9 protein-coding genes are annotated in these 9,323 nt (G+C 65.1%); all 9 read left to right on the top strand.

What is annotated here, in order from left to right; all coding sequences use genetic code 11:
- The first annotated feature begins 39 nt into the window (after positions 1-39).
- The 9 genes from ACZYSP_RS31445 (at position 40) to ACZYSP_RS31485 (ending at position 8,925) form a co-directional block, all read left to right on the top strand.
- Positions 40-762, top strand: coding sequence for a heavy metal response regulator transcription factor (locus tag ACZYSP_RS31445; protein ID WP_093077208.1), 723 nt, complete (start codon positions 40-42; stop codon positions 760-762).
- The gene (locus ACZYSP_RS31450) at positions 759-2,156 is read left to right on the top strand and encodes a heavy metal sensor histidine kinase (RefSeq protein ID WP_489018383.1); all 1,398 of its coding nucleotides are present in this window, start codon (positions 759-761) and stop codon (positions 2,154-2,156) included. The genes ACZYSP_RS31445 and ACZYSP_RS31450 overlap by 4 nt, the downstream gene beginning before the upstream one ends.
- A gap of 116 nt (positions 2,157-2,272) precedes the next feature.
- Complete coding sequence (locus ACZYSP_RS31455; protein WP_489018385.1) at positions 2,273-3,211, top strand: VTT domain-containing protein; 939 nt, start codon at positions 2,273-2,275, stop codon at positions 3,209-3,211.
- Positions 3,212-3,310: 99 nt separating this feature from the next.
- Complete coding sequence (locus ACZYSP_RS31460; protein WP_489018387.1) at positions 3,311-4,540, top strand: MFS transporter; 1,230 nt, start codon at positions 3,311-3,313, stop codon at positions 4,538-4,540.
- A gap of 44 nt (positions 4,541-4,584) precedes the next feature.
- A complete protein-coding gene (locus ACZYSP_RS31465) occupies positions 4,585-5,571 on the top strand; it encodes a hypothetical protein (RefSeq protein WP_489018389.1) in 987 nt (328 codons plus the stop codon).
- Positions 5,572-5,630: 59 nt separating this feature from the next.
- Positions 5,631-7,022 (top strand): cache domain-containing protein, encoded by a 1,392-nt coding sequence (locus ACZYSP_RS31470; RefSeq protein WP_258353454.1) that lies wholly within the window; start codon positions 5,631-5,633, stop codon positions 7,020-7,022.
- A complete protein-coding gene (locus ACZYSP_RS31475; protein ID WP_097198409.1) occupies positions 7,019-7,660 on the top strand; it encodes a response regulator transcription factor in 642 nt (213 codons plus the stop codon). The genes ACZYSP_RS31470 and ACZYSP_RS31475 overlap by 4 nt, the downstream gene beginning before the upstream one ends.
- A 344-nt stretch (positions 7,661-8,004) precedes the next feature.
- Positions 8,005-8,256, top strand: coding sequence for a hypothetical protein (locus ACZYSP_RS31480; RefSeq protein WP_489018392.1), 252 nt, complete (start codon positions 8,005-8,007; stop codon positions 8,254-8,256).
- A gap of 45 nt (positions 8,257-8,301) precedes the next feature.
- Entirely contained in the window at positions 8,302-8,925 is a 624-nt protein-coding gene (locus ACZYSP_RS31485) for a hypothetical protein (protein ID WP_489018394.1), read from the top strand.
- Positions 8,926-9,323 lie beyond the last annotated feature (398 nt).

Raw genomic sequence — 9,323 nt, forward strand, 5'->3', positions numbered from 1 at the left:
GACATCACGGACAGGGACGGAGACAGAGACAAAAACGCCATGAAGATCCTGATAGTCGAAGACGAGCTGAGAACCGCGGACTACCTCTCCAAGGGGTTGACCGAGCAGGGCTGCGCCGTCGACATGGCGCACAACGGCATCGACGGCCAGCACCTGGCGCTCACGCACGACTACGACGTGATCGTGCTCGACGTGATGCTGCCCGGGCAGGACGGCTTCTCGGTGCTGCGCGCGCTGCGTGCCGTCAAGCAGACGCCGGTCATCATGCTCACCGCGCGCGACAGCGTGGAAGACCGCATCAAGGGCCTGCACGAAGGCGCGGACGACTACCTCGTCAAGCCCTTTTCGTTTCTCGAGCTGCTGGCGCGGCTGCAGGCGCTGAACCGGCGCGGGCGCAAGCAGGAGCCGATGCAGCTGCGCATTGCCGACCTGCAGATCGACCTGCTGGCGCGCAAGGCTTTTCGTGGCAGTGGCGGCGGCAACACGCGCATCGACCTCACAGCCAAGGAGTTTGCGCTGCTCGCCGTGCTGGCAAGGCGCCAGGGCGAGATCCTGTCGAAGACCGCCATCGCCGAGCTGGTGTGGGACATGAACTTCGACAGCAACACCAACGTGGTCGAGGTGGCCATCAAGCGGCTGCGCGACAAGATCGACGTGCCCTTCAGCCCGAAGCTGCTGCATACCATCCGCGGCATGGGCTACGTGATGGAAGTGCGCGACGGCGACAGCAACACCGCCGAGGGGGAGGGCGCCGCACCGTGAAGCGCTCGATCACCGCGCGGCTGGTCATCATGTTCGCCGCGGCGGCGCTCGCGACCTTTGCGCTGACCGGCTTCGCGCTGCACAGGGTACTGATTCGCGAGCTGGACCGGCACCAGTACGAAGAGCTCGACACCACGCTCAAGAGCCTGCAGTTCTGGATCAAGGCCATCGACACTCCCGAGCGCTGGACCCGCGTGCAGGCGCGCATGGATGCGCTCACGCCAGAGGACGGCAGCGTGCGCTTCTGGGTGCTCAGCGACGATCCGCGCTTCCAGTACGGCAAGGGCCTGGCAGAAATCGACGGCCTCACGCGCGAGGCCAACGGCCACACCAGCAGCGTCGTGCTGCCGGGGCAGGAGAGGCCGTTTCGCACGCTGTCCGTGCACATCGAGCCCCATGCACAGCGGCCGGCCGTACGGCTGATCGTCGGGCGCAACACCGAGCCTTATGCGCGCACGCGCCAGACCTTTCTGACCGCGCTGGCCGCGCTCGGGCTGGGGTCGGCGCTGGTGGTGGCCATTGCCGGCTACTGGATCGCGCGCGTGGGGTTGCGGCCGCTGGAGCGGCTTTCGGCCGAGGCGCAGGCGCTGCGGCCGAAGACCTTGTCGCAGCGGCTGCAGTCGGGGGCCTTGCCGGTCGAACTCTCGGCGCTGGCCGAGGCCTTCAACGGTGCACTGAACCGGCTCGAAGAGGCCTACGGACAGCTCGAATCATTCAACGCCGACGTGGCGCACGAACTGCGCACGCCGCTGGCCAACCTCATCGGCAGCACGCAGGTGGCACTGTCGCGCCAGCGCAGCGCGGGCGAGTTCCAGGAGGTGCTGCAGGCCAACCTCGAAGACCTGGAGCGTGTGCGCTCCATCGTCAACGACATGCTGTTCCTCGCGCGCGCCGACCGCGGCGAAGTGGCGACCGGGCTGGTGCTCACGCCCGTGGCGCAGGAAGTGCGCAAGACCATCGAGTTCTTCGAGTTCGTGCTCGACGAGACGCGTGCGCAGGTCGCCATCGAGGGCGACGTGCTGGCCGAGGCGCGGCTGGAAAGCGCGCTGTTCCGCCGCGCCATGTCGAACCTGCTGCAGAACGCCATAGAGCATTCGAAGCCGGGGGCGCAGATTGCCGTGACGCTGCGCGAAGAAGCCGCCTCGACGTGGATCACCGTGTCGAACCCGGGCGCACCCATCGACGAGCAGCATCTGCAGCACCTGTTCGACCGGTTCTACCGCGTCGATGCCGCACGCAACGACGGCGGCGAGCATCACGGCCACGGGCTGGGGCTGGCCATCGTGAAGGCGGTGGCGAGCATGCACGGGGGCCAGGTGAGCGCATCGAGCGAAGGCGGCCTGAACACCTTTGGTTTCAGCGTGGCGCGCCCCCCTGAAAAACTCGCTGGCTGAAGCCGCCCACCAATGGCCTGTGCCCAGTACGTTCTTGGGCCATGCCCGAGAATCGCGGTTCGCATGAACCGCACGCAACCACCGCAAATTCATCCAGCATCCGGACAAGGGCAGCCATGGCGCAGCTGATGTCCCTGCTCGTGCAGAACGCGATCCTGGTGGTGTTTGCCGCCAGTTTTGCCGCACGCCTCGGGCTGCCGGTGCCGGCGGCCGCGGTGCTGGTGGTGACGGGCGCACTGCTCGCGGCGGGCGACGTCTCGGTGCCTGGCGTGGTGGCGGCCGCGGTCGTCGCCAACCTGCTGGGCGATGGTGCGTGGTTCTATGCCGGACGGCGCTTCGGCTACCGCTTCATGCGCCTGCTGTGCCGCATCTCGCTGTCGCCCGACACCTGCGTGCGGCGCGGCGAATCGCTCATTACCGACTGGGGCGGCATGTCGCTCGTGGCCGCCAAGTTCGTGCCGGGCGTGTCGGTGGTGGCGCCGCCCATGGCGGGGGCGCTGGGCATGTCGGTGCGGCGCTTCATCGGCTTCGACATTGGCGCAGCGCTGGTCTGGACGGGCCTCTTCCTCGGGCTGGGCTGGGTGTTCCGCAACCAGATCCAGGAAGTGCTGGCCGTCATGGCGCAGGCCGGCGGCATTGCCATGGCCGCGCTGGCGGTGCTGTTGCTGGTGATCCTTGCGGTGCGCTACTGGCGCCGGCGGGCCTTCATGCGGCTCACGGGCATGCCGCGCATCTCGGTGGAAGAGCTGCACGAACTGCTGAGCGGGGAAGAGCCGCCGCTGGTGATCGACGTGCGCGGCCAGGCCGGCATGCAGGTCGACCCGCGCCGTATTCCGGGCGCAGAGGCGTACACGCTCAAGGCGCTGCAACAGCGCAGCCTCGACCTGTCGCATGCATCCGGGCGCGTCGTGGTGCTGTACTGCAACTGCCCCAACGAGGTGTCGGCCGCGCAGGCTGCACGCGTGCTGCTGGCGCGCGGTGCGCGGCGGGCCCTGCCGCTGACCGGTGGGCTCGACGCATGGGTGGCCTCTGGCCGGCCCACCAGCGTGGACTGACCTCGCGCCTGCAGGAATCGGCCTCGCGTGCTAAGGTGCCCGGGCTTCGGGTTAACCCCTAAGTCCGTCCCTCTCGCAACCGGCAACCGGGATTCCTCTGTGTCCTCTTCCGCTCCCACAGCCTCTCCGGCCGCTTCGACCGCAACAGGCCTCACGCCCGCGCTCACGCTGGTCTTCGCCATCGCCTGCGGCCTGTGCGTGGCCAACATCTACTACGCCCAGCCGCTGATCGGCCCCATCTCCGACACACTGCAGCTGCACGCCGGGCTGGCCGGCCTGATCATGACGCTCACCCAGCTCGGCTACGGCGCCGGCCTGCTGTTGCTGGTGCCGCTGGCCGACGTGGTCGAGAACCGCAGGCTCATCGTCGGTGCGCTGTTCGGCGCGGTTATCGGGCTGGTGGGTATTGCGCTCTCGGACTCGGCCGTTACCTTCCTGGCTGCCTCCTTCGTGGTTGGCACATGCGCGGTCGCGGCGCAGGTGCTGTTGCCCTTCGCCTCGCACCTCGCACCGGAGGCCACGCGCGGCAAGGTGGTCGGCAACATCATGGCCGGGCTGCTGGGCGGGATCATGCTGGCGCGGCCCTTTGCCAGCGTGGTGGCGTCGGCGCTGGGCTGGCGCGCGGTGTTCTGGTTGTCGGCCGTTCTGATGGCCACCCTCATCGCCGTGCTGTGGCGCGTGCTGCCGCAGCGGCAGCCGCATGCCTCGGTGGGCTATGCGCGCACCATGGCTTCGCTGCCCGGCATCGTGTGGAACACGCCGCTGCTGCGCCGTCGCGGCTTCTACCAGGGAATGATGTTCTCCGGCTTCCAGGCCTTCTGGACGGCCGTGCCGCTGGCGTTGGTGCATGAGTTCGGTATGGGGCAGCGCGGCATTGCGCTGTTCGCACTGGCCGGTGCTGCCGGCGCGCTGATGGCACCGCTGGCGGGCCGGCTGGCCGACAAGGGGCTGACGCGGCCCGCCACCGGGGCTGCGATCGTCGTCGCACTGCTTTCCTTCGTGCTCGGCGCAATCGCCATGCACTACCACTCGCTGGCCGGGCTGGTCGCGGCGGGCATCCTGCTCGACGGGGCGGTGCAGCTGTGCCAGGTGCTCAACTTCCGCAGCCTGTTCATGCTGGCGCCCGAACTGCGTGGCCGGCTCAACGGGCTGTTCATGACCTTCATCTTCATCTGCGCCGCAGTGGCCTCGGGCATTGCAGCTGCCGTGTATGCCTTCCACGGATGGAGCGGCCTGTGCCTGCTGGGCGGCGGCTATGTGCTGCTGGCGCTGCTCTACTACGCGACCGAGTTCCGCCAGCAACCTTCGGCCGTGGCCGTCGGCAGGTAGCAGACGCAAACGACCGTAGACTCGTTCGCTTTGCGTTGCATTCAATGAGCTCGCCGATTTTTTCGCGGTCCATTCAGGTAACCCAAACCGACGCGAGCGGTATCTGGCCCATCTTGCTGCTTTGCACGGCGTACTCCGTATTGATCGTCGGTGCGGCGTCGTGGGCTATCGACCCGGATGCGAAGGGGTGGTACATCGCGCTTGGCATGGTGATCATGCTTGCGTTCATAGCGCTGTGGCTGGTGGGGCTGGTGTTCGTCGTGCGTGCATGGATCTGGGTCGAGAAGCATTGGCTGCAATCGGCCAAAGGCCGGGCAAAGGCGTTCAACGAATGCACGCGTGTCGACATCGGCGAAGGCGGTTTCTCCGTGCAAGGGCTTGGCCACGTCGATTGGATCGACGTGCTGGCCCTCGAGGGGATTCCCGACAGCGACAACTATCTGATCGTTCACACACGGCCATTCAAGAAGCTGATGCTGACGGCACCTGTCGATGAACTGGCGCCGGTCATCAACCACTATCTCGCGCTGAGAAGCAGCGTCAAGGCAACGCGAACGGGCACTCTGCAAAGCCGCGCCATGGTTTTTTGCTGGCGATGCTTTCTCGCCTGGATCTGGGCGGGGTATGCGTTGGCTGGCGCCGCAGGCATCGCGTTGCTCCTCAACGTGTCAGATGCAGGATTCATGAAAACCATGGTGGGCCTCTGCGTGCTCATGCCACTGATCGCGTGGCTGGCCTGGGCCATTCCTGTCTCGCAGATCAGCACCTTTTCGCATTCGCGAGTGCGAGCCTTCGAACTCGACGGCACGCGGCTGCGCAGCATCGACGGTGCTTGGCAATTCGACCTGCTGCGAGCTCGCGTCAGCCGTCGCCGTGCCAGCGGTATCGGCTACGAATTCACTTTCATGACCATTCGCCCGGAGTCGGGAAAGAGGCTCGATCTGATACTGGAAGGCGGGCCCGATCAGGAGGCGTTGCTGGACGCCTTGAGCGATCGAGGCTTGCTGCCTGCGATGAACCCGCAAGGCTGAACGCCCGGACCCCACGGGCGAGCCGGGGCGAAAGTGCTCAGTGGTAGCCTTGCCACCCGATGAATCTCCGCACCAAGATCGTTGCGCTGGCCGTTGCACCTTTGCTCATCGCACTGGTGCTGGTGGCCCTCGCGGTGCGCCACCAGGAGCACGACCTCGCCCAGCGGGAGCGAGCCCTCATCGAGCGCAGCTACATGGACCAGCGCCGCAGCGAGCTGCGCAGCTATGTCGAACTGGCCGTGAGCAACCTGCTGCCGCTGTACGAATCGGGCCAGGACGACGAAGCCACCCGCAACGAGGCCCTGCGCCGCCTGGCCTCGCTCAACTACGGCGACGACGGCTACTTCTTCGTGTACGACCTGGAGGGCAACTCCCTCATGCACTCGCGCCAGCCCGAGCTGGTGGGCCAGAACCTCTGGGAGCTGCGCGACTCGCGAGGCCGCTACACCATCCAGGAGCTGATAAAGGGCGCGAAAGAAAATGGCGGCGGCTATGTCGAGTACGAATGGCGCAAGCCGTCGAGTGCGCAGATGGCGCCCAAGCTCGGCTACGTTACCGCCATGCCGCGCTGGAACTGGATGGTAGGCACCGGCCTGTACCTCGACGACATCCAGTCGACCATGGACACCCTCGACCGGCAGATGAACGCCAACGTTACCGCCACGCTGCTGTGGATTGCCGGCATTGCCGCGCTGTGCCTCGGCGTGGTCAGCGCCGCCGGCCTGCTGCTGAACCTGAGCGAGCACCGCACCGCAGAAGCCAAGCTGCGCCTGCTCGCGCGGCGCGTGGTGCAGTCGCAGGAAGAAGAGCGCGGCCACCTTGCACGCGAACTGCACGACGGCACCAGCCAGACGTTGGTGTCGGCCAAGCTGCTGATCGAATCGGCAGTCGAATCGCTCGACCGCCAGCGGCAGCCCACGCCGCCCGCACTGGCCAAGGCGCTGCAGCGGCTCAACGATTCGCTGATTGAAGTGCGCCGCATATCGCACCGGCTGCGCCCCGCCTTGCTCGACACCCTGGGCCTGCCCGCAGCGCTGGAGCGGCTGGTCGACGAGTTCAGGGAAGAGGGCGGCGTCGACGCGTCGATGATGATGGGCGGCGAATCTTTCGAACTGCAGCCCGAGGTGAAGACCGCGCTCTTCCGCCTGACGCAAGAGGCTTTGACCAACGTGCGCAAGCACGCGAATGCACAGCACGTGAACATTGCGCTGCACTTCGACGAAGAAGAAGGCGTGCGGCTCGAAGTGAGCGACGACGGCACCGGCTTCGACATACAGGCCGTGCAGCTCGACCCCCGGCGCGGCATTGGCCTGCGCAACATGCGCGAGCGCATGGAAGCCATTGGCGGGCGGCTCATCATGTGCAGCAACGCCGGGCGCACATCCATCGAGGCCGAAGTGCCGACCCGCAGCGCAAGGGCTGCCGAAGAAGCGCCCGCATCCATCACATGACGACGACCAAGACCATCAGGCTTTTTCTTGTCGACGACCACCCGCTGGTGCGAGATGGCCTGCGCGCCCGGCTCGGCTCCATGCCCAACCTGGAGATCGTCGGCGAGGCCGGCAGCGCTGCCGAAGCGCTGGCGCAGGTAGACAGCGTGCAGCCCGACCTCATGCTGATGGATGTCGGCATGAAAGACATGAACGGCATCGAGCTCGCGGCCCTGCTGCTGCAACGCCAACCCGCGACGCACATCGTGATGCTCAGCATGTACGACAACCCCGAGTACGTGCAGAAGGCCCTGCAGGTGGGCGCGCGCGGCTATGTGCTGAAAGACGCGCCCGCGGCCGAGATAGTCGCGGCCATCGAGGCCGTGTCGGCGGGCGGCACATTCCTGAGCCCGGCCGTGTCGAAGAAGCTGTTTCGCACGCAGGAGCCGCGGCCGCTGCTCACGCCGCGCGAGAGCGAGATTCTTTCGGCGCTGGGGCGAGGGGAGTCGAGCAAGCAGATTGCCCGCGACCTGGGGCTGAGCGTGCGCACGGTGGAGGCACACCGGCAGAGCATCAAGCGGCGGCTGGGCATCGAGGGGCAGGCGGAGCTCATCAAGTACGCGGTGGAGCATGCGCGGGAGTTTGGGCAGCGCTCGTGAACTTCAGCGACTGACTGTCAGAGCTTTGTGTATTAGCGCTGCCGCCCGGCGAATACCTGAGCTATTCGAGAAATTCTCGGCAGAAGTTTCTTCCTGCGCCGGGCTGGTTTTCTCTACAGTGAATGCCCCTGTGATTGAACGACCCGCTATGTGGGTGAGGAAGGCGGCATACACAACCAACACCAACAACCAGATGAATGAATGAACCGCTTCGCTTCATGGCGGGCTATCGGTGCGACGCGCATCGATGCGAACGTGAGGCACAAAAGGCGACGGCCAAGGTGCGCGAACACCTCAGCCGTCTAACCAAATGACGTGCAGAACTTTGACAAGGAGCACACCAAGTGGCTAAACGAATTATGGCCGGGCCCGCAAGGCCGGCATCTGCGGACGCGACCACCACGGTACGGGATCCGTCTGATCTTCTTGAGAACAAGCTGGAGCAGTTGAACTCACTGCTGTGGTGCTTCTACGGCGCCGGGGATGGATGGTTCCAGGACGCAGGAGAGGCGCATCGGGAGAATCTGCTTTGGATTGCTTCTGATTTGGCGCGGGAGGCGGTGGAGTTGTTTCAGGAGAACGGAGGAGTGCGATGAAATTGGTCCCGGGGAAGATAGAAGGACAACTGCGTGAGGGCATACATGTCGACCACATTTGACGTTTATCCCAGAACTGCGGGAATTCCGACATTTGGCGAATTGATCGAACTGGCTTCGACGCGACTTGCGGAGCGACTGCGCTGTCACGGCATCAATGTCCGCCCTGAACTGAAAGTCGAGGTGAGACATCACGGAAGCCATCAGGAGGTGGCAATCACGCCCGACGGCGAGATGACCTGGAAAAGAGACGAGTACGGCTGGTTCCATGTCCCAGGGGTGCTGGGTGGGACTGACGTCGACTATAGGACAGTCGAAGAGATGGACTGGAAGATGTGGCGCGAATTGCTCGAAACGAATGAGCGAGCAAGGGGTGAACGATTTCGCATCGAATCTTGCCTGGCCACAGGACACTATTGGGCCTTTCGACGCAGCGTTGGTCAGCCTGCAATCATCAATTTCGCCTATGGAATCATCGCCGCGTCGCTGGCTGAATTAACTGACGGCATCATCTACTCGTACGATTCGGCATGGGACTACGACCGATTTCCTGCAGTAGCCGCCGATTTCTACGAGTGGTACTTCAATCCGGAAGAGACACCGGACACTGATCGCGCAGATTGGGCGAGGGCTTGTCTCCTGACTATTGCTAGCGATCAACGGCTCTGAAGAGCCTCGAAGCATCTGCGGACGGGGGCCATGACTCGGGACCCGTCCGGTCTTCTTGAGAACAAGCTGGAGCAGTTGAACTCGCTGCTGTGGTGCTCCTACGGCGCCGGAGACGGATGGTTCCAGGATGCGGGGAGGCGCATCGGGAGAATCTGCTTTGGATTGCTTCTGATTTGGCGCGGGAGGCGGTGGAGTTGTTTCAGGAGAGTGGGGGTGGGTGACGGGGCTCGGTGCTAGATGCTTTGCAGGGTGTCCAGGGCTGCTTCAGACTGAGGCTGTGTGGAAACAGCTGCATTGATGGGGCGCGCCAGATCCGTTGGGCCGGCGGACTCAGTTCCAACCGGAATTCTCGGCCGTCTCTACAAGACGCGAGTCGGCTCCTACGACTTCATCTCTGC

This window comes from Variovorax sp. F042, from assembly GCF_057814215.1.

Excerpts from the sequence above, each read along its gene's own strand:
- ACZYSP_RS31465 (WP_489018389.1), top strand. The coding sequence starts at position 4,585 with ATGAGCTCGCCGATTTTTTCGCGGTCCATTCAGGTAACCCAAACCGAC.
- ACZYSP_RS31455 (WP_489018385.1), top strand. The coding sequence starts at position 2,273 with ATGGCGCAGCTGATGTCCCTGCTCGTGCAGAACGCGATCCTGGTGGTG.
- ACZYSP_RS31485 (WP_489018394.1), top strand. The coding sequence starts at position 8,302 with ATGTCGACCACATTTGACGTTTATCCCAGAACTGCGGGAATTCCGACA.
- ACZYSP_RS31445 (WP_093077208.1), top strand. The coding sequence starts at position 40 with ATGAAGATCCTGATAGTCGAAGACGAGCTGAGAACCGCGGACTACCTC.
- ACZYSP_RS31475 (WP_097198409.1), top strand. The coding sequence starts at position 7,019 with ATGACGACGACCAAGACCATCAGGCTTTTTCTTGTCGACGACCACCCG.
- ACZYSP_RS31470 (WP_258353454.1), top strand. The coding sequence starts at position 5,631 with ATGAATCTCCGCACCAAGATCGTTGCGCTGGCCGTTGCACCTTTGCTC.